Source organism: Cupriavidus sp. a3, from assembly GCF_051015765.1.
GTDB classification, from domain to species: Bacteria; Pseudomonadota; Gammaproteobacteria; order Burkholderiales; family Burkholderiaceae; genus Cupriavidus; species Cupriavidus oxalaticus_A.
The window spans coordinates 187,970-208,552 of sequence record NZ_CP170645.1; the positions used below are offsets into that span (position 1 = coordinate 187,970).

Below are 20,583 nucleotides of genomic sequence, written 5' to 3' on the forward strand. Positions count from 1 at the left end.
CACGGCGTGCCGGACCGTCCTGCCGGGTGCCTCAGCGCGCGCCGGGTGCGGGCAGCGGCCACACCGGCGCCACGCCTGCCAGGCGGTTCGATGCCGGCCAGATCGTGCGGCGCTCACCATTCTGGTTCTGCGAGATCACGCCGTGGGCAAAGGTGTTCTGGCCCTGCGCGTCGAACTTGATGCGCTGGTAGCCGGTGATCAGCGCGGGACCGCTGCTGATGTCGGTCGCGGCCAGGGCGTCGCGCACCTTGCCGCGCTCGGTCGAGGCAGCCCGCTCCAGCGCGTCCTTGACGATGTAGACGTTGGACACGCCCTGTGCGCCGTAGGAATTGATGCCGTAACCGAGCGCCGCCTTGAACCTGGCATCGGCGGCGATCATGGCCGGATCCTTGGCGGCGCGCATGATGTCGACCTGGAAGTCGTCCTGCACGAACATGTTCTCGACGGCCTTGGGCGACACCGCCTTGTAGAAGTTCGGATCCTCCGAGCCACCGCCCACGGAGTGGATGCCATAGGGCACGTACACGCGGCTTTCGGCGAGCTGGCGCGTGAACAGGATGTGGTCCGGCGTGTAGGCCACGACGATCAGCGCGTCGGGCTTGGCGCTGCGGATCTTGAGCAGTTGCGCCGACAGGTCGGTCTGGTTGGGCGGGTACGATTCATCCAGCGAGATGGCGTAACCGCGCTCCTTCGCCAGCTTCTTGACGTTGGCGGCATGCGAGCGGCCCCAGTCGGTACCCTCGTAGAACAGGCCGATGCTCTTCGGGCCCTTGCCAGTCTCCTTCTTCAGCAGGTCGAGCGCGTCGATCTGCTCGCGTGCGTCATAGATGGCCTTGTTGTTGGGCCGGAACACATACTTGAAGCCGCGCTCGGTAATCTCGTCCTTGACTGCGCCGGTGACCAGCCAGGGTACCTTGTAGCGCTCGGCGACCTCGGTGGCCGGGAAGGTCACCGCGCTGTTGTAGGCGCCGACGATCAGCGTGACGTTCTCGCGCTGGATCAGGCGCTCGGTTTCCGCGACACCGACGTCGGGCTTGGACTGGCTGTCGGCGAACACCAGCTTCAGGCGCGCGCCGCCCAGCGCCTTGACGCCGCCCGCGGCATTGATCTGCTCGGCGGCGATTTCCGCGCCGAGCTTGGTCTGGTTGCCAATGGTGGCGGCGCCGCCCGACAGCGGCAGCACGAAGCCGATCGGGATCTCCTTGACTTGCCCGATGGCATTGCCGCCCGCCAGCGCCAGCAGCAAGGCCGAGGCGCCGATAAAGCGACGGCGGGACGAACGTGGGTGCGTATGCATAGTGTCTCCTGGTTTGGTCCGGACCCGACGGCCCGGTGCAACTCTGGGTTGCTTCTGTGATCCGGCGCGGGCGCGCGGCCCGCGCCCTGCCGGTCAGGCCGCCATCACCTGCTGCGCCAGTTCGCCGATGCCGGCGGCATCGAGCTTGTAGTGCGCATACAGGTGGGTCGGTGGCGCGATCAGGCTGTACTCGTCGAGAATGCCGTGACGCACCAGCCGCGTACCCGCACCCGCATCAGCCAGCACCTCGGCCACCGCGCCGCCCAGGCCGCCCAGCACGTTGTGCTCCTCGACGGTCATGATTGCCTTGGAGCGCGCTGCCGCACGCAACACTGCCTCGCGGTCGAGCGGCTTGACGGTGGCCATGTCGATCATGCCGACCGAGCGGCCGGCGGCATTCATGCGCTTAGCCGCTTCCAGCGCCGGATGCACCGTCGAGCCGGTCGCGATCAGCGTCAGTTCCTCGCCCTGCAGGTGCTCGATCGCCTTGCCGAACTCAAAGACGGTGCCCTCCTCGTAGACGGCGGGCTCACGGCCACGGCCGATGCGGAAGTAGATCGGCTGCGCATGGTCCTTCGAGGCATTGATCGCCGCGCGCAACTGCGGGCCGTCCGCGGGGGCGACCACGGTCAGGTCCGCGATCGAGCGCATGATGGCCAGGTCCTCGGTCGCATGATGCGAGGTGCCGTAGAACCCCAGCGAGATGCCGGCGTGATGGCCGATCAGGCGCACAGGCAGCGCGCAGTACGCGACGTCCATGCGGATCTGTTCGCAGCACAGCAGCGCCAGGAACGAAGCAAAGGTGGCGACAAAAGGGGTATAGCCGGCAGTGGCCATGCCCGCGGCGGCCGTCACCATGTTTTGCTCGGAAATGCCGAACTGGATATAGCGGTCCGGATGCCGCTGGGCAAAGCGGATCAGCCCGTTGGAGTACTGCAGGTCGGCGGAGCCGGCGAGCACCGGCGCGCCCGCTTCGACCAGGTCGATCAGGCCGTCGGAGAGGTAGCTGAGTCCGGGGGTGATCGCGTTCAGGCCGCGGTACTGCCAGGAGTCCTTGGAGAGTGGCTGGTTCATTGCAATCAGTCCTTTGCGAGAATTTCTTCGATGGCGCGCTGGGCGTCGTTCGGGGCCAGGTAGCCCAGGTGCCAGCCCGGCTCGGTCTCCATGTAGGAAACCCCCTTGCCCTTGACGGTTTTCGCGATCACGCACACGGGGCGCGTGCGCGCGGTGTCGGCCCGCAGCCGCCGCAGCAGCGCGGTCAGCGCGGTCACATCGTGGCCGTCGACCTTGTGCACCTCCCAGCCGAACGCCTCCCACTTGGCGTCGAGCGGCTCGATGCCCATGACCTCGTCGACTGCGCCGTCAAGCTGGTAGCCATTGCGGTCAACGATCGCAATCAGCCTGCCGGTACCATGGTGCGCGGCGGACAGCGCTGCTTCCCATACCTGTCCTTCCTGCATCTCGCCGTCGCCCAGCATCACAAAGGTGGTGAAGTCCTGCCCCGCATGCCGGCCTGCGAGTGCCATGCCCAAGCCCGCGGACAGTGCGTGCCCAATTGACCCCGAGCTGAAATCGATGCCGGGCACCTTGCGCATGTCGGGGTGGTCGCCCAGGGGGCTCCCCAACCGGGTGTAGTCGTCCAGCCATTCTTTGGGGAAGAAGTCGAGATCTGCCAGGATCGGGAACAGCCCCACTGCGGCATGCCCCTTGCCCATCAGGAAGCGGTCGCGCCCAGCCCAGGCGGGCTCGCCGCGGCGCAGATTCATCACGTCGTAGTACAGCGCGGCAAAGGTCTCAGCCGCGGAGAACACCGAGGTGTAGTGGCCGGTCTTGGCGATCTCGATCAGGCGGATCGTCTCCAGGCGCACGAAGGTGGCGCGCTCCTTGAGCATTGCCACCTGTTCGGCGCTGGGCGTAAACGGGTCGGCGGCGGTGCTGACGAGCGCAGATGCTACAGACTGGTTCATCTCACATCTCCATTTTTATGATGCATCATATATCCTTTAATTGGGCAAAAAATTGGCCTTTGGCAGCCATGGCGGCCGTCAGAGGCTCCCCATGCAGAGGTACTTCACTTCCAGGTAGTCTTCGATGCCCTGGCGCGCCCCTTCGCGCCCGAGCCCGGATTCCTTGATACCGCCGAACGGTGCCACGGCGGTCGAGATCAGGCCTTCATTGATGCCGACCATGCCGCATTCCAGCGCCTCGGCCACGCGCCACACGCGGCGCAGGTCTTGCGTGTAGAAATAGCCGGCCAGCCCGAACGGCGTGTCATTGGCCATCTGCACGACCTGCTCGTCCGAATGAAAGCGCATCAGCGGCGCCACCGGGCCGAAGATCTCGTCGCGGCCCAGCGCCATCTGCGCGCTGACCTCGCCCACCACGGTGGGCGCATAGAAGGCAGAGCCATCCTGCGGCGGCGTTCCGCCCGCCAGCACGCGCGCCCCCAGTCCGACCGCCTCGTCGACCATGCCGTGCACGCGCCGTGCCGCGCCGGCATGGATCAGCGGGCCGATGGTGACGCCAGGCTGGCTGCCGTCGCCCATCCTCAGCCCCGCCACCGCCGCGCACAGCTTCGCGGCAAAGGCATCGTAGACCGCGTCATGGACGAAGATCCGATTGGCGCAGACGCAGGTCTGGCCGGCATTGCGGTACTTCGAGGCCATCGCACCGCGTACCGCGGCATCGATATCGGCATCGTCGAACACGATAAAGGGGGCGTTGCCACCCAGTTCCAGCGACAGCTTCTTGATATTGGACGCCGACTGCTCCATCAGCAGGCGGCCGACGCGCGTGGAGCCGGTGAAGGTCAGCTTGCGCACGGTTTCGTTGCGCGCCAGCACTTCGCCAATGGCCGGTGCGCTGGCGCCGGTGACCACGTTGAACACGCCCGCGGGCACGCCGGCACGCTGCGCCAGTTCCGCCAGCGCCAGCGCGCTCAGCGGTGTTTCCGCGGCCGGCTTGAGCACCACGGTGCAGCCCGCGGCCAGCGCCGGCGCCACCTTGCGCGTGGCCATTGCAATCGGGAAATTCCACGGCGTGAGCGCCGCCACCACGCCCACTGGCTGGCGGATCACCATCAGGCGCCGATCAGGCGATGGCGTGGGAATGCACTCGCCGTAGGTGCGCGTGGCTTCTTCGGCAAACCATTCGACAAAGGACGCGCCGTAGACCACCTCGCCTGCCGCCTCGGCCAGCGGCTTGCCCTGCTCTGCCGTCATCAACGCGGCCAAATCCGCCTCATGCGCGCGGATCAGCTCGTACCAGCGCCGCAGGCATTCGGCACGATGCCTGGCGGTGGTGTTGCGCCACGCGGCCAGGGCGCGCTCGGCCGCGGCGATGGCGCGGCGGGTTTCGTCGGCACCCATATCGGCGACTTCGGCAATGACTGCACCAGTGGCGGGGTTGGTCACGGCGAAGCGGGCACCGTTGTCGGCGTCGCACCATTCGCCGCCGATCAGGCCGCGCGTGCGCAGCAGTTCAGCATCGCGTAGCTTCATGATGCCTCCGCAGCCTGCAGCATCTGCAGCGCGCGCGCGTTGACCGCGCCCATCGCCGCGACCAGGTCGCCGGCGTCCAGTTCGCGCATGAAATTGCGCATATGGGGCGCGGCCAGCGAGAGTTCCGCGGCGTGGCGCAGCTCCTCCACCGTCGCATCGGGCAAACCCAGGTCAGCCAGGCACAATGGCAGGCCGATGCTGCGGTAAAGCGCCTCGACTTCAGTGCGCGCCGCATCGTCGCGCCGCTCCAGTTCCAGCTGCACCAGCAGGCCGTACGCCACCTGCAGGCCGTGCGGCGCGTGTCTGACCCCGCGCAGCGCCGACAGCCCGCGCGTCAGCGCATGGGCAATCGACAAACCGCCGCTCTCGAAGCCGAGGCCCGACATCAGGATGGTGGCCTCCACCACGCGTTCAAACGGGGGCGTCGGCGTGCCGGTGCCGGCGGCGGCCAGCGCATCTTGCGCATCCGCCATCAGCACCGCATGACAGGCACGCGCCAGCGCGGCGGCCGACAGCAACGGACGCGTGCCAAACATATTCCGCCCCGCCCGCGCACGCGCACACTGCTCGGCTTCGAACATCTTCGAGATGGCGTCGCCGATGCCCGCGAGCAACATCGAGGCAGGCGCCTGGGCAATCAGTGCGGTGTCGGCTATCACGCTGCTGGGGCTGTACGGCAGATGCCGCACGGCCAGCAGGCGGTGCGCCTCGTCATACAGCACATAGTTCTTGCTGGTCGGCGCGTCGTTTGACGCAACGGTGGGCACGGTGATCACCGGCACGCCGAAGTGGTCGGCCAGCGCCTTGCCCGCATCGATACTGCGCCCGCCGCCAGCCGCAACCACGAGGTCGGGGCCTGGCTGTCCGGCCTCTGCCGCCAGGCGCGCCACCAGGCCAGGTGTCAGGGCTTCGTCGAAGCTGACGCTGCGCGTCGCCACGCCAGCCTGTTCGCACAGGCGCACCAGCTGTTCCCCTACCATGCCCATCACCATGCGGTCGGCCACCAGCAAGGCATTGCTGCCCAGGCGCGCCGCGTGCTCGCCCAATACTTCGATGGCTCCCGCACCCTGGACATAGCGTCCGGGCGATCCGAATACTGCTTGCACGTTGTCTCCTCTCGCGTTCACCCGGCGCTCGCCGAATTTCGATACATGATATAGGATATATCCTGTCAGGCAAGGAATTTCTTTCGGACTCATCCAACCCGCTTCAGGAGACATAGCTCATGCAGCCACCCGATCTTCAGCCCCGCGCCGCCATCAATGGCCATACCCGCGTCATCGTGATCCTCGCCTACCCGACCCACCACGTGCGCACGCCATCGTTTTTCAATGCCTATATGGCCGAGACCGGCACCAACGCGGTCCTCGTGCCCTGGCAGGTCGCGCCGGCACAGCTGGCCGACGCGGTACGCGGCCTGCGCGAGGTTGAGAACCTCGCAGGCCTGATCGTCACGGTGCCGCACAAGCAGGCTATTGCCGGCCTTTGCGATGAACTGGAGGGGATTGCCGCCGACCTGCACGTATGCAACGTGGTGCGGCGCACCGCCGATGGCCGCCTCATTGGCGCCATGTACGACGGCATCGGCTTTGTCGAAGGCATGCGCAACAACCAGATCGACCCGGCGGGCAAGCGCACCCTGCTGCTCGGTGCCGGGGGAGCCGCCACGGCGGTGGCTGCCGCACTCCTCGACGCCAGTGTCGCGCAGTTGACGGTGGCGAACCGTACGCGCGCAAAGGCGGAGGAACTCGCCGCCCTGCTGCGGGCACGCCGGCCCGGTGCCGCGGTTCAGGCCGCCGCCAGCCTGGAAGGCGACTGGGACCTGGTCGTCAACGGCACCTCGCTGGGCCTGAAGCCAGACGACCCGTTGCCGCTCGACCCCGCCCTGCTGCGTCCCGGCACCATCGTCGCCGAGGTCATCATGCAGCCGGTCGAGACCGCCCTGCTGATTGCGGCACGGCAGCGCGGCTGCCGCGTGCATCGTGGCGAGCACATGGTCACTTCGCAGATCAGGCTGCTAGCCGACTTCCTGCTCAGCGCAACCCCCGCGCAGTAGCGCCATCGCCGCAGCGGGAAATCGGCGCCGGCACATCATATATGATATGTCCATGAACCTATGGCTGAGGCAGGACCCATGAAAGAACTTGCACGGGTGGAAAAAGGCAATCTCTCTTCCCGAGTCTACGATCAAATCCGCTCTGCGCTGATGAGCGGCAAGTACGTGCCCGGCGAACGGCTGCGCGTGGCCGAGCTCGCGCAGTCGCTTGGCACCAGTTCAACGCCGGTGCGCGAGGCGATTTTCCGACTGGTCAGCGAGCAAGCGCTGACCATGACCGCTGCCACCTCGATCACCGTCCCCGAACTGGATCCCGGCACCGTCGCGGAAATCCAGTTGATGCGCACATTGCTGGAGGGCGCCGCTGCCGAGACCGCGGCGCAGCGCATCACGCCGCAGGAAATCGCCCGGCTGCGCAAGACGCACGAGGCGTTTATCAAGGCCGTGGCGGTCAGCCCGCGCGAGGCCGCAGCGCAGAACCGCAAGTTCCATTTCGAACTGATGGCGGCATCGCGGCTGACCAACCTGTACGCAGTCGTCGAGAGCATGTGGGTACGCATGGGTCCGCTCCTGCACATCTTCCATACTGAACTGCGCGCCAGCCGTGAAAGTTTGAAATCTCACCCTCACTATCGCGTGCTTGACGGACTGGAGCGCCATGACCCGGCCACCGCGTCGCAGGCCATCCGCGATGACATCCAATGGGGGAAGGTTGTCTTGCTTGAATGGATGGCGGCACGCGAAGAGCGGGAAACGGCTTAGTCAATGGGATGGGGCCGCGTCTCTGGCGGCCTCGTTTTGGGTTGGGATCCTTTCTTTGCGATTAATTGCATTTTATGAGGCCGGTGAAGATCGCCATACGTTTGTTGAAGATCGTCATTCGTGCGAGCCACGCTCAACATTCATGCGAGCATGTCATTTTTGCGCTCAGCATCCGTGCGAATGTATGTTTCCCATGCGGAGTAGGGTCCCGGTGAGGCGTTGCCTGAGCTCTCCGAAGCAGTTGATTAAAATTACCAACGTTATAGAGGGCGGATTCAACTGGTCGTCGCAACACCTTTAATCAAGGAGGTGTTTATGGGACGACCAGCGGGGTGGATGCAGAAGTTGACAGGGCGAGAAGCGATGCGTTTGCCAGGTGCGCCGTCACATCGGCGTGAGACCGAACGGCGATTTTGGGCGCAAATCGCGACAGGGATTACAAGTGAGAAGGCTGCAGAGGCGGTTGGCGTGTCGCAGGCAGTAGGCACTCGCTGGTTCCGGCATAGTGGCGGCATGCCACTATTCATGTCGAGCCCCATATCCGGTAGGTACTTGTCGTTCGCGGAACGAGAAGAGATTGGGCAACTTTCGCTGCAAGGCGTCGAAGTACGCGAGCGCGCCACCGGGCGCAAATCCGATAATGATGCGCGTGGGCGTCTCCGCGGTTGTTGCAGCGGTGGCATGCAAGGAAGCGACGCCGAAGGCAACCGCCAGCGCGGTTGCCAACCGCCGCAAGGGTGCGCTGTGTCAGCGTCGCGGATCTTCATCCTTCTACTCTACCGTGGTGCTGGCATTAGCGATTTCGATCAGTTGTTGCACCGGGCGCCTCGGCGAGACGACAGGGGTTTAGGGAGAGAGCTAAATTCAATATATAAGAGAGACATGACGCAAATGGACTCAACACGGCCCCAGTGTCCGCTCTACAAAGGTGGCCTCGAGCGACACGCCGAGAAAACGCGCGATCTCCACGATTTGCCCGTAAAGCATCCATTGCCCATGATGGATACGACAGCCTCGCTCGCGCGCCGCTGCCAGCAGCGCGGTCTCCGGATCGCGCACGACAGCCTCGCAGACCAGCGTGCCGGGGGCCAGGCGCTCGGCCGGCAACGGCAGCGCATCGTCATCGCGCAGGCCGAGCGACGTGGCATTTACCACCACATCGAACCCGGCCGGGTCATCGCCGCCCGCGTGGATCGCCACATCGGGCAGCGCTGCGCGCAACCGTTCGACCAGTTGCGCCGCCTTCCCCGCGGAGCGGTTGTGGATCACCAGCTCCGCTGGCCGTTCCCGCGCGATGGCGAAGGCCATGGCCTTGCCGGCGCCACCGGCGCCGACCTGCAGGGCGCGCTTGCCCGCCAGCGCGTGGCCGCGCTCGCGCAGGCCGGCGACGAAGCCGTCGCCGTCGAAGTTGCCGCCGACCCAGATGCGCTGGTCACGGTCATAGCGCAGCGCGTTGACCGATCCGACCAGGCGGGCGGTCTCCGTCAGCTCGGCGCACGCCGCCACGACCGCTTCCTTGTGCGGTACGGTCACTACCATGCCGGCCAGGTTCTTCATTGCCGGGAGACTGTCGAGCAGCACGCGCAACTGCTCGGGCGCGACGTGGAACGGCACGCACACGGCGTTCAGGCCCTGGCGCGACACCGAGGCATTGAACAGCTGCGGCGTGCGCACCTGGGTGATGGGGTCGGCGATGATGCCGACCAACCGGGTATTGCCGTCGATCAGCATGTTCAGATGCCCGCCATGCAGGTGTACTTGATCACCAGGTAGTCCTCGATGCCGTAGTGCGAGCCCTCGCGGCCCACGCCCGACTGCTTGACGCCGCCGAACGGCGCCACCTCGTTCGAGATCAGGCCGGTGTTCACGCCGACCATGCCATATTCCAGCCTTTCGGACACGCGCCAGACGCGGCCCAGGTCGCGCGCATAGAAGTAACTGGCCAGCCCGAACTCGGTATCGTTGGCCATGGCCACGACCTCGTCCTCGGTGTCGAAGCGGAACAGCGGCGCCAGCGGGCCGAAGGTTTCCTCGCGCGCGACCAGCATGCCGGGCGCGACATCGGCCAGCACGGTCGGCTGGAAGAACGAATGGCCGAGCGCGTGGCGCTGTCCGCCATGCAGCACGCGCGCGCCCTTGCCGACGGCGTCGGCAATATGCTCCTCCACCTTCGTCACGGCTTTGTCGTCGATCAGCGGTCCGATGCGCACGCCATCCTCCATGCCGTTGCCGACCTTGAGCGCGGCCACGGCGGCCACCAGCTTCTGCGCGAACGCGTCGTACACGCCCGCCTGCACGTAGATGCGGTTGGCGCAGACGCAGGTCTGGCCGGCATTGCGGTACTTCGACACGATCGCGCCTTCCACCGCGGCATCCAGGTCGGCATCGTCGAACACGATGAAGGGCGCGTTGCCGCCCAGCTCCATCGACACCTTCTTGATGGTCGACGCGGTCTGCGCCATCAGCACGCGGCCCACCTCGGTCGAGCCGGTAAAGGTCAGCTTGCGCACCAGCGGGTTGCCGCTCATCTCGCCGCCAATCGCGCTCGCCGAGCCCGTCACCACCGACAGCACGCCGGCCGGGATGCCGGCACGCTCGGCCAGCGCGACCAGCGCCAGCGCGGTCAGCGGGGTCTGCGAGGCAGGCTTGAGCACCATGGTGCAGCCGACCGCCAGCGCCGGGCCGGCCTTGCGCGTGATCATTGCCGCGGGAAAGTTCCACGGCGTGATGGCGGCGCAGACACCGACCGGCTCCTTGGTCACGACGATGCGCTGGTTGGTGGCCGGCGCGGGGATCGTGTCGCCGTAGACGCGCTTGCCTTCTTCAGCAAACCATTCGATGAAGGAGGCCGCATAGGCGATCTCGCCACGCGCCTCGGCATTCGGCTTGCCCTGCTCGGCGGTCATGATGCGCGCCAGGTCTTCCTGGTTGGCCAGGATCAGTTCGAACCACTTGCGCAGCAGCGCCGAACGTTCCCTGGCGGTGCGCGCGCGCCAGGCGGGCAGCGCACGGTTGGCGGCTTCAATGGCCTGGCGGGTCTCGTCGGCGCCCAGTTGCGGCACCTGGCCCACGCGTTCGCCAGTGGCGGGGTTGGTCACGTCAATGCGGCGCTCGCCGTCGATCCAGCGGCCGTCGATATAGCACTGCTGCCGCAGCAGCGAGGAATCTTGCAGGTTCAGCATAGTCGGTGTGATGGGTTGAGCCGTATCAGCCGGCCATATAGAGGCCGCCGTTGACGTGCAGCACTTCGCCTGTGATGAAGCTGGCGGCGCCGCTGCACAGGAAAGCGATCGCGCTGGCGACTTCGCGCGGATGGCCCAGTCGCCGCAGCGGCGTCTGTTCCACCGATTCGGCACCGCGCGTGCGCACCAGTTCGGTCGTCATCGGCGTCTCAATGATGCCAGGCGACACCGCATTGACACGGGTACGCGGCCCCAGTTCGCGCGCCAGGCTGCGCGTAAGGCTCAGCAGCGCCCCTTTGGAGGCCGCATAGTGGGCATTGCTGTAGGCCCCGCGGTGCGCCGCCACCGAGGTCAGGTTGACGATGGCGCTGTCTTCGCGCAAGGCGGTCATCGCGCGGCGGACCAGGTAGAAAACGCCGTCCAGGTTGATGCCAAGCGTCTGGCGCCACTGGTCGTCGGTCATCGATGCGACGGGCTGGGCCTGGTACAGGCCAGCGGACGGCACCAGGAAATCGATGCCGCCAAAGCGCTCCACCGCCGTGGCGACGGCGCGCGCGCTGTCGTCCGGGCTGGCAGCATCCATGTGCAGCGTGGCGATGCGGTCCGGGTCACCAAGCGTCTGCGCGAAGCCGGCCAGGCTGTCCGCATCCAGGTCGGTCAGCACCAGGTTGGCGCCGCCGGCATGGAACAGGCGTGCGACCTCGCGGCCGATCCCCCCGTTGGCCCCGGTCAACAGCAGCGTGCGCGATGCAAAGTCAGACATGCGGTGTCTCCGTGCGGTCAGTTCGATTCAGATATGCAGAGCGCGGCCGTAGGCGGCGAGCACGGCCTCGTGCATCGCCTCGGACAGGGTCGGGTGCGGCAGCACGGCGGACATCAGTTCGGCCTCGGTGGTCTCCAGGGCCTGCGCAATGCCGTAGCCCTGGATCATCTCGGTCACCTCGTCGCCCACCATGTGGGCGCCCAGCAGCTCGCCGCTGCCTTCGTCGAACACCACCTTGGCCAGCCCGGCCGTCGCGCCCATTGCGATGGCCTTACCGTTGGCCGAGAACGGGAACCTGCCGACACGCACGCGGTGGCCCCCCGCGATCGCCTGCGCTTCGGTCAGGCCGACGCTGGCCACCTGCGGATGGCTGTAGGTGCACGCCGGGATCCGGCGCGGGTCGAGCGGGTGCGGCTGCAGGCCGGCGATGTTCTCGACGCAAATCACGCCTTCGTGGCTGGCCTTGTGCGCCAGCCACGGCGGGCCGGCCACGTCGCCGATGGCGTAGACGCCCGGCTCACCGGTACGGCCGAATGCATCCGTGACGATATGCGTGCGCTCCACCCGGACCCCGGTGCCTTTCAGGCCGAGCTCTTCGACATTGCCGACGATGCCGGCCGCGACCAGCACCACATCGGTCTCAAACTGCGTGGATGCGCCGCCGGCCAGCGTCACCGTCCACCCGGACGCACCGCGTTGGGCCCCTTCCAGGCGCGTGCCGGCGTGGATGGCGATACCGTCGCGCCGGAGCTGGCTCGCCACCTGCGCGGCAATCTCCTCATCCTCCGTCGGCAGGATGCGCTCGGCCATCTCGACCAGCGTGACCTGCACGCCCACCGCGTGATAGAAGCTCGCGAACTCGACGCCGATCGCCCCCGCGCCCACGATCAGCATGCGGCGCGGGATCGCCGGTGGCGCCAGCGCCTCGCGGTAGCTCCAGACGGTGCTGCCGTCGACCGGCAATTGCGGCAGCGGCCGCGCGCGGGCGCCGGTGGCGAGCACGATATGGCCGGCGCCGACGGTGCTGGCTTGGCCGTCGGCCCCGCGCACCTGCAACCGGCCCTGGCCCGCCAGCCGTCCATGGCCATTGAGCACGGTGATGCCATGCTTCTTCATCAGGTGCGCCACGCCCTTGTTGAGCTGCGCCGCGACCGCGCGCGAACGCGCCACCATGGCCGGGACGTCCGCCCGGGGCTCGGCCACCGTGACGCCATAGGCCGCGGCTTCCCTCACCAGGCGCAGCACGTCGGCCGAGCGCAGCAGCGCCTTGGTCGGGATGCAGCCCCAGTTCAGGCAGATGCCGCCGAGCGCGGCCTTCTCGATCACGGCGGTGCGCATACCCAGTTGCGCAGCGCGGATGGCGGCCACGTAGCCGCCGGGCCCGCCGCCGACAATGGCCAGGTCGAACGAAGATGTCATCGCGCCCCCTTCAGACCAGCATCGCCAGCGGGTTTTCCAGCAGGCGCCGGAACGCAGCCAGCCACTTCGCCGCCAGCGCGCCGTCGATGGCGCGATGGTCGACCGACAGCGTGCAGCGCATGACCTGGGCCACCTCGACCTGGCCGTCGCGCACCACCGGCACCGGCTGCGTGGCCCCCACCGCCAGGATGGCCGCCTGCGGCGGATTGATGATGGCGGAAAACTCGGCCACGCCATGCATGCCAAGGTTGCTGACGCTGAAGCTGCCGCCCTGGTACTCGTCCGGGCGCAGCTGGCCCGCGCGCGCCCGCGCCGCCAGTTCGGCGATCTCTGCGCTGATCACCGACAGCGGCTTGCTGTCGGCCGCGCGTACGATGGGCGTGATCAGGCCAGTGTCGGTGGACACGGCCACGGCGATATCGGCACTGCGGAACTGGCGCATCGCGGTGTCGGTCCATGCCACATTGGCTTCCGGCACCTCGCGCAGCGCCACGGCCACCGCGCGCACCACGAAGTCATTGACGGAGATCTTGCGCGCGGCGCCGGCGTTGATCTCGGCGCGCAGCGCCAGCAGCCGGTCCATCCGGCAATCCACCGACAGGTAGAAATGCGGGATGGTGGACTTGCTTTCCGCCAGCCGGCGCGCAATGGTCCGCCGCATATTGCTGTGCGGAATCTCGATGAAGTCTTCGGTGCCGGCATCCCGCACCGGCGCCGGGGTTGCGATGGGGGTTGCGGTGGAAGTCGCGGTAGGCGCCTCAGCCCGGGCCGCCTCCACGTCGCGCCTGACGATCCGCCCGTTCGGGCCGCTGCCCGCCAGCGTGGCGAGATCGAGGCCGCGTTGCGCGGCCAGCCGCCGTGCCAGCGGGCTGGAAAAGATGCGCACCGGGACTCCGGCCGGCGCGGCGGCGGGTTCTGCAACGGCGGCCGCGACGGCCGCCTCCGGAACCGGCATCGGCGACTGCGACCCAGGCACCGCGATGCCGCCGGACGTAGCGATCAGCGCATCGATATCCGCGTGTGTCTCGCCATTGACCAGCAGCACGCCGATCGGCGCGCCGACCTCCACCTCCTGGCCGGCGCGGACCAGCATCCGGCCGAGCGTGCCGGCGGTGTCGGCATTGAGTTCGACGATCGCCTTGTCGGTCTCGATCTCGGCAATGCAGTCGCCCACGGCAATCTTGTCGCCTTCCTGGCGGGTCCAGGCCTGCAGGGTGGCGTGGGTGGCATTGGCGGCCACCTCGGGCATGCGCAGCAGGACGGCCATCAGGCATCTCCCCTGGCAAACAGGTCGGGACGATAGCCGGCGATGTCCGTGTACTGGACGATCTCCAGCACATTGCCCTCCGGATCCCGGCAGAAGGCCAGGTAGGTGCCGGGGCGGACTTCGACGCGGCGCGGACCGGTCATGCATTCCACGCCCTGCGCTACCAGCGCATCGACCACGGCCTGGATATCGTCGACGATGAAGGTCAGGTACGACGCATTGGCCTTGTCCAGGATATACGCCGTCGCCGGCTCGGCGGCGGGCGGCCGCTGCGGCGCCAGCAGCTTGATGCGCTCGCCATACGGGGTCTGCAGGCGCACGACGGTATAGCCCTGCGCATGCATCGCGGCCTGCACCGACTTCTCCGCCGGCACCACCACCTCGCTGACGAAGGTGAAGCCCAGCACGTCTTCGTAGAAGCGGCGCATGCGGGGCAGGTCCCGGACCGCGATGCCGACTTCGAGTGGTACCACCATGTTCAGCTTCATTTCCATGACTCCCCGGTTCAGGCCTGGCCCTTCTCGCGCATCACATGGCGCAGGCCGTCGATGACTTCTTCGGTGCGCGCCGCCGCCGCCCGCTCAAGCACCTTGGAGATGCTCGGCGCCGCTTCCGCGCCGGTGACGCGCTGCACGGGCTGGTCCAGCCAGTCGAAGCAGCGCCGCTGGAGTTCGTCGGCAAGCCAGGCGCCGTAGGAGGTCCCGCGCGCACCCTGCTCCACGATCAGCACATTGTTGGTCTTGCGGATGCTGGCTTCAATGGTTTCCCAGTCCAGGCTGGCGCGGTCGAGCCAGCGCAGGTCGATCACCTCGGCATCCACGCCGGTCTTCTCCACGGCTTCCAGCGCGTGGCCGACCATCGACAGGTAGGTGATGACCGTGACCTCGCTGCCTTGGCGCCGCACTGCGGCCTTGCCCAGCGGCAGGCAGTAGTCAAGGTCGTCCACCGGGCCGAGCGCGGAACTGTTGTACAGGTCCACATGCTCGATCACCAGCACCGGGTCCTTGCAGGCCAGCGCGGTATTCATCAGCCCCACGTAGTCGAACGGGTTCGAAGGCGCCACGATGCGCCAGCCCGGATTGGTCGCGAAGATGCCGGCCGGGTCCATTGAATGCTGGGAGCCGTAGCCGGTGCCCATTGCCACCTTGGTGCGCAGCACCAGCGGCACGTCGCTGTCGCCGCCGAACATGTGGCGGGCCTTGCCGATCTGGTTGAAGACCTGGTCGGCGGCCACCCACATGAAATCGGGGTACATGAACTCCACCACCGGCTTGAAGCGGCCGTCCAGCGCCACGCCGCCGCCCAGGCCGACAAAGGCGTTCTCACTGATCGGCGTGCCGAGCACGCGCTCGGGGAAGCGGTCGCGCAGCCCGCGCGTGGCGCCATTGGTGCCGCCCTTGAGCCGGTGGACATCCTCGCCCATCACCACGACCGTGGGGTCGGTTTCCATGCGCCGGCCCATCACGTCGGCCACCACGTCGACGAACTTGCGCGTGTCGAGCATGCCGGTGAAGCTCTCCTGCTCTTCATAGCGCAGCCCTTCCAGCTCCTTCAGCTCGCTGCGGATGCCCACGTCGCGGAAGTCCGGGCTCGGCCACAGTTCCGGGCGGATGATGCGCTTGCCCGGCTTGCCGGACGGGTCGGGCTGCGTCAGCGCCGCCATGGCGGCCTGCATGGCTGCCCTGACGCGCTCGCGCAGGGCCTGCACCTGCTCCGCCGTGACCAGGCCGCGCGCCTGCATGCGGTGCGCCAGCAGCTCGAGCGGGTCGCGCGCGCGCCACTGCTGTTCTTCTTCCTTGCTGCGATAGCCGAACGCGCTGCCCGGGAACGGGCCGTTCTGGTGGAAGAAGCGATACACGTCCGCCTCGATCACGGCCGGGCCGTGGCCGGCGCGCATATGGGCCAGCGCCTGCTGCATCGCCAGGTGCACGGCCAGCGGGTCCATGCCGTCGACCTTCCAGCTGCGGATGCCAAACCCCAGCCCGCGCGCCGACAGGCGCGGCTCGGCGGTCGATTCCGCCACGGTGGTGGAGACCGCGTAGCCGTTGTTCTCGATGAAGAAGCACAACGGCAGCTTCCATGCGGCGGCCAGGTTCATCGTCTCCAGCACCGAGCCGATATTGACCGCGCCGTCGCCGAAGTAGGCCACGGCCACCGCGTCGGTGCCGGCATGCTTGTGCGCCCAGGCCGCGCCCGCCGCCAGCGGCACGCCGCCGCCGACGATGGCGTTGGTGCCTAGCGCGCCGGCCTCGGCCCATTGCAGGTGCATCGAGCCGCCGCGGCCCTTGCAGAAGCCCTGCGCCAGCCCGAGGATCTCCGCCAGCGTGCGCTGCAGCAGCGTCTGCACGGGGGCGGAGAATGGCGCGTCCGGATCCAGCCCCTGCGGCGCCAGGTAGCCGAGGGCCTTGGAAAGGAACTGGTGGTGGCCGCGGTGCGAGCCGTTGACCTGGTCGACACCGGTCAGGCCCACGATAGAGCCCGCCGCGCCGCCCTCCTGCCCGATGCTGGAGTGCGCCGGCCCGTGGACCAGGCCCTCGGCGGCCAGCTCCAGCACGGCTTCTTCAAAGCCGCGGATCAGGTGCATGTGGGTCAGCATGGTGCCCAGCAGGCCGGGGGCCGCGTTGGCCCAGTCTTCCTCCGTGGTGCGCAACTCGACCCAGTCGGCGCCGGGTTGCAGGGCGATGCATTCAGACATGGAATAGTCCTTGGTTCAGGATGTTCGGATCGTGCGAGTCGTGCGAGTCGGGGCCGCCCGGGCTCAGAAGCCGTCGGCCGTCCAGCCGCCATCGGAGACCAGCGCGTGGCCGGTGATGAACGCGGCCGCGTCCGACGCCAGGAACAGCGCGACCTCGGCCATCTCCTCCGGCGTGCCGAAGCGGCGCAGCGGCGTGCGCGCCATCAGCGCCTCGGCGTCCAGCGCGCGGCGCTCGATCAGCGTGTCGGTCAGCGCGGTGCGCGTATAGCCCGGACAGACGGCATTGACGCGGATATTGTGCTGCGCCCATTCGGCCGCGAGCGACTTGGTCAGCGACACCACGCCGGCCTTAGCCGCGCAGTAGGCCAGCCGGTTGGCGGACGACACCATGCCCCACATCGACGCCGTGCTCAGGATCACGCCGCCGTTCTGGCGGATCATGCGGCGCGCGGCGGCCTGAGTGCAGTAGAAGACGCCGGAGAGGTCGATATCGATGGTGCGGCGCCACTCGGCCGGCGTCAGTGCGATCGACGGCTTGTTCATCGAGATGCCTGCGTTGTTGAGCAGGATGTCGATGCGGCCGAAGCGCGCCTCGGCCTCTGCGCACGCGCGCTCGACCGCCTCGTCGTCGGTGATCGATGCCTGCACGGTCAGCACCTGCACGCCGGGGAAGGCCGCCTCGAGCTCGTTCCGGGTGGCGGCCAGCCCTTCGGCATCCAGGTCCAGCAGCACCAGCCGCGCGCCGTGGCGCGCGAAGCCGTGGGCCATGGCGCGGCCGATGCCGCTGGCGCCGCCGGTGTTGAGCACCACCTTGCCCTCCAGGCCCGGGTAGCGGGCCGGGGCAAACGCTTGCGCATCGGGAAATCCGGTAAGGGAAGGAGCGTTCATACCGCGAGCCAGTCCTTGAGTAGTTGGGGGTTGGAGGTCAGTTGTTCGGGGGTGCCTTCAAACACGATGCGGCCGTGGCCCATCACGCAGACGCGGCTCGACACCTTGAGCGCGATGGCAAGCTTCTGCTCCACCAGCACCACCGAGACGCCGCGCCGGTGGATGTCGCGGACGGCTTCGCCGACCACGGCGACGATCTTGGGTGCCAGGCCTTCGGTGGGCTCGTCGATCAGCATCACCAGCGGGTTGCCCAGCAGCGAGCGGCACATCGTCAGCATCTGCTGCTCGCCGCCGGACAGGCTGCCGGCCTTGGTATTGCGGCGTTCCTTCAGGCGCGGGAAGTAGTCGAACATCTGCGCCACGGTCCACTGCGGCGCGCCCTCTGGCGCGCGCTGCTCGCCCATGCGCAGGTTCTCGTCGACGGTCAGGTTGGCAAACACCTCGCGCTCTTCGGGCACGTAGGCAATGCCGCTGCGGCAGATGGCATACGAGCGTGCGCCAGCCAGGTCGCGGCCGCGCAGGCGGATGTGTCCGGCCGACGGCGGCACCAGCCCCATGATCGCCTTGAGCGTGGTCGAGCGGCCGGCGCCGTTGCGGCCGAGCAGGCTCACGACCTCGCCCTGGCCGACCTGGAAGTCCACGCCATGCAGGATGTGGCTTTTGCCGTAGTGCGCGTGCAGCTTTTCCACCGACAGCAGCGGTGCGGGGTTCATACGCTGACCTCCTCGCCCAGGTAGGCTTCCTTCACGCGGGCGTTGTTGCGGATTTCGTCGGGCGTGCCGGTGGCGACGATCTCGCCGTAGACCAGCACGCTAATGCGGTCGCTGAGCGAGAACACCACGTCCATGTCGTGTTCCACGATCATCAGCGTGCGGCCCCGCGTGACCTCGCGGATCAGCCCCGCGGTGTAGCTGGTTTCCTCGTGCGACATGCCGGCCATGGGCTCGTCGAGCATGATCACCTGCGGATCGGACGCCAGCGTCATGGCGATCTCCAGCGAGCGCTGCTCCGAGTACGACAGCTCCCCGGCAATCACCTGCGCGCGGCGCGCGAGCCGCAACTGCTCCAGCAGGTGCGCGGCCTCCTCATTGACCGCGCGCGCCTTGTGGGCAAACTTCCACAGCGTGTACTGGAGGCCATGCCGGCGCATCAGCGCCAGGCGCAGGTTCTCGAACACGGTCAGGCCGGCGAAGATATTGGTGATCTGGAACGAACGGGCCAGGCCACGGCGGTTGATGTCCTGCGGCGAGAGGCCATGGATCGGCTTGCCGCCGAGCAGGATCTCGCCGCGCGTGAGCGGCAGGCGCCCGGAGATCAGGTGGAACAGCGTGGACTTGCCGGCGCCGTTGGGGCCGATCAGCGCATGGCGCTCGCCCGGCACGATATCCAGGTCAACACCGCGGATGATGTCGACGTCGCCGAACGACTTGCGCAGCCCGCGCAGCGACAGGATGGGGGATGCGGTCATGCGGGGTTCCTCCCGGCCTCGATGGCATCGCCGGCGGCGATGTCCGTGGTGTCAGCGTCCTCGCGCAGCCGCTGCCAGCGCTGGCTGGCACGGTGCGCCAGCAGTGCGCCCGCGCCGACCAGCACGGCGGGCGGCAGCCACGTCAGCGGCGACAGCGGCGCCCATTCGCGGCCGAACAGCGGGATCGGCGGCCAGCCCGCGCCACCATTGAGCGCGGCCAGCGCGCGATAGTCCTGCGAGAAGAAGCGCTGCAGCAGTTCGACGCCGAACACGGTGCCGCCCGCCAGCAGCAGCGTGGCGGCGACGAACGCGACGGCGATCGGCAGCAGGCGGCGCGCGCCATAAATCTTGCTGCCCGCAACCCACCAGGTCAGCAGGCCCGAGATGCCGGCCGGCATGAACAGCATCACCAGCACGAACACGATGCCCTGGTACAGCAGCCACGAGCGCGTCAGGTCGGACACCGCATAGCCGAAGAAGGTCATCAGCGCCGCGCCGAGCGCCGGCCCCAGGAAGACCTTGACGCCGCCGATATAGCTGTTGAGCACCACCGCCGCGGAGACGCCGGCGTCGAACACGACGTAGTTGGCGGCCTCCATGTTGATGGCCTGCAGGCCGCCGGCAATGCCCGAGAACATCGTGGAAATGGCGAACACCAGCACGCCGAGCCGATGGATGTCGTAGCCGAGGAAGCGCAGCCGGTTGGCGTTCTCGCGCAGGCCCAGCGTCAGGCGGCCGACCGGCGTCAGCGTGTACAGGTAGAGCAGCGCCAGCGACAGCAGCACCCAGGCCAGCGTCAGGTAGTAGACCTGGTTGCTGTCGCCGAAGGTCAGGCCCCAGGCCGGCATGCGCATGGTGGAGATGCCGGCTTCGCCGCCGAACCAGCTCTTGATATGCGGCGCCAGCGCATGCAGCAGCTCGGCCAGTGCCAGCGTGATCATGGCGAAGTAGACGCCGGTGCGCTTGGTGGCAAACCACCCGGCGACCAGGCCGATGGCAAGCCCGGCCGCGCCGCCTGCCAGCGGCAGCAGCGGCGTGGGCAGCAGGCCGTTGCCGCCCACGACGTTCATGGCGTGGACCGTGGCAAATGCACCCACGCCAAAGTACGCGGCATGGCCGAACGAGAGCATGCCGCCCTGTCCGCTGAGCAGATTGAAGGCCATCGCGAACAGCACCGCGATCAGCATCTGGATGGTGGCGTTGACCAGCGACGGCGACAGCACCGCGGGGGCGGCGACCAGCGCGGCAATGGCGAGCGCCAGCAGGATCGTGCGGGAATGACGCAT

General features: G+C 67.7%; 18 protein-coding genes and 1 pseudogene. 3 read left to right on the forward strand and 16 right to left on the reverse strand.

The features are described 5' to 3' along the window. Positions 1–31 precede the first annotated feature (31 nt). The 5 genes from ACAD63_RS33715 to ACAD63_RS33735 all read right to left on the reverse strand — a co-directional run bounded on the left by ACAD63_RS33715 (position 32) and on the right by ACAD63_RS33735 (position 5,903). Complete coding sequence (locus ACAD63_RS33715) at positions 32–1,297, reverse strand: ABC transporter substrate-binding protein (protein WP_135706811.1); 1,266 nt, start codon at positions 1,295–1,297, stop codon at positions 32–34. A 93-nt stretch (positions 1,298–1,390) separates the two neighbouring features. Then, positions 1,391–2,371, reverse strand: coding sequence for a transketolase family protein (locus tag ACAD63_RS33720; protein WP_135706812.1), 981 nt, complete (start codon positions 2,369–2,371; stop codon positions 1,391–1,393). Positions 2,372–2,376: 5 nt separating this feature from the next. After that, positions 2,377–3,189, reverse strand: a complete 813-nt coding sequence (locus ACAD63_RS33725; protein WP_431189932.1) for a transketolase — start codon at positions 3,187–3,189, stop codon at positions 2,377–2,379. A 153-nt stretch (positions 3,190–3,342) separates the two neighbouring features. Next, entirely contained in the window at positions 3,343–4,797 is a 1,455-nt protein-coding gene (locus ACAD63_RS33730; RefSeq protein ID WP_135706814.1) for an NAD-dependent succinate-semialdehyde dehydrogenase, read from the reverse strand. Then, on the reverse strand, positions 4,794–5,903 hold the full coding sequence (locus ACAD63_RS33735; RefSeq protein WP_135706815.1) for a glycerol dehydrogenase: 1,110 nt from the start codon (positions 5,901–5,903) through the stop codon (positions 4,794–4,796). The genes ACAD63_RS33730 and ACAD63_RS33735 overlap by 4 nt, the downstream gene beginning before the upstream one ends. A 119-nt stretch (positions 5,904–6,022) precedes the next feature. Here ACAD63_RS33735 and ACAD63_RS33740 point away from each other — a divergent pair, with 119 nt between their 5' ends. The 3 genes and pseudogenes from ACAD63_RS33740 to ACAD63_RS33750 all read left to right on the forward strand — a co-directional run. Beyond that, entirely contained in the window at positions 6,023–6,853 is an 831-nt protein-coding gene (locus tag ACAD63_RS33740) for a shikimate dehydrogenase family protein (RefSeq protein WP_343550279.1), read from the forward strand. Positions 6,854–6,931: 78 nt separating this feature from the next. After that, positions 6,932–7,615: a GntR family transcriptional regulator gene (locus ACAD63_RS33745; protein ID WP_343550280.1), complete on the forward strand. Its 684-nt coding sequence runs from the start codon at positions 6,932–6,934 to the stop codon at positions 7,613–7,615. A gap of 336 nt (positions 7,616–7,951) precedes the next feature. Further along, positions 7,952–8,358, forward strand: a pseudogene (locus ACAD63_RS33750) (IS30 family transposase); the annotation flags it as partial. 154 nt (positions 8,359–8,512) lie between these two features. On the opposite strand, the gene ACAD63_RS33755 reads toward ACAD63_RS33750, so the two are convergent. The 11 genes from ACAD63_RS33755 to ACAD63_RS33805 form a co-directional block, all read right to left on the reverse strand. After that, positions 8,513–9,346 (reverse strand): shikimate dehydrogenase family protein, encoded by an 834-nt coding sequence (locus tag ACAD63_RS33755; RefSeq protein WP_343550281.1) that lies wholly within the window; start codon positions 9,344–9,346, stop codon positions 8,513–8,515. A gap of 2 nt (positions 9,347–9,348) precedes the next feature. After that, positions 9,349–10,797, reverse strand: coding sequence for an NADP-dependent succinate-semialdehyde dehydrogenase (gene gabD, locus ACAD63_RS33760; protein ID WP_434035044.1), 1,449 nt, complete (start codon positions 10,795–10,797; stop codon positions 9,349–9,351). A gap of 25 nt (positions 10,798–10,822) precedes the next feature. Then, the gene (locus ACAD63_RS33765) at positions 10,823–11,560 is read right to left on the reverse strand and encodes an SDR family NAD(P)-dependent oxidoreductase (RefSeq protein WP_135706820.1); all 738 of its coding nucleotides are present in this window, start codon (positions 11,558–11,560) and stop codon (positions 10,823–10,825) included. A gap of 27 nt (positions 11,561–11,587) precedes the next feature. Continuing rightward, positions 11,588–12,979 (reverse strand): dihydrolipoyl dehydrogenase, encoded by a 1,392-nt coding sequence (gene lpdA / locus ACAD63_RS33770; protein ID WP_135706821.1) that lies wholly within the window; start codon positions 12,977–12,979, stop codon positions 11,588–11,590. Between the two features lie 10 nt (positions 12,980–12,989). Next, positions 12,990–14,246: a pyruvate dehydrogenase complex dihydrolipoamide acetyltransferase gene (locus tag ACAD63_RS33775; protein ID WP_135706822.1), complete on the reverse strand. Its 1,257-nt coding sequence runs from the start codon at positions 14,244–14,246 to the stop codon at positions 12,990–12,992. Continuing rightward, positions 14,246–14,734: a VOC family protein gene (locus ACAD63_RS33780; RefSeq protein WP_135706823.1), complete on the reverse strand. Its 489-nt coding sequence runs from the start codon at positions 14,732–14,734 to the stop codon at positions 14,246–14,248. The genes ACAD63_RS33775 and ACAD63_RS33780 overlap by 1 nt, the downstream gene beginning before the upstream one ends. A gap of 17 nt (positions 14,735–14,751) precedes the next feature. Beyond that, entirely contained in the window at positions 14,752–16,941 is a 2,190-nt protein-coding gene (locus ACAD63_RS33785) for an alpha-ketoacid dehydrogenase subunit alpha/beta (protein WP_135706824.1), read from the reverse strand. Positions 16,942–17,004: 63 nt separating this feature from the next. Then, entirely contained in the window at positions 17,005–17,829 is an 825-nt protein-coding gene (locus ACAD63_RS33790) for an SDR family NAD(P)-dependent oxidoreductase (RefSeq protein WP_135706825.1), read from the reverse strand. Beyond that, positions 17,826–18,542 (reverse strand): ABC transporter ATP-binding protein, encoded by a 717-nt coding sequence (locus ACAD63_RS33795; protein ID WP_135706826.1) that lies wholly within the window; start codon positions 18,540–18,542, stop codon positions 17,826–17,828. Before ACAD63_RS33795 ends, ACAD63_RS33790 begins: the two co-directional genes overlap by 4 nt. Beyond that, on the reverse strand, positions 18,539–19,297 hold the full coding sequence (locus tag ACAD63_RS33800; protein ID WP_135706827.1) for an ABC transporter ATP-binding protein: 759 nt from the start codon (positions 19,295–19,297) through the stop codon (positions 18,539–18,541). The genes ACAD63_RS33795 and ACAD63_RS33800 overlap by 4 nt, the downstream gene beginning before the upstream one ends. Then, positions 19,294–20,583 carry a branched-chain amino acid ABC transporter permease gene (locus ACAD63_RS33805; protein ID WP_135706828.1) on the reverse strand — a complete coding sequence of 430 codons (1,290 nt, stop codon included), beginning with the start codon at positions 20,581–20,583 and terminating at the stop codon, positions 19,294–19,296. Before ACAD63_RS33805 ends, ACAD63_RS33800 begins: the two co-directional genes overlap by 4 nt.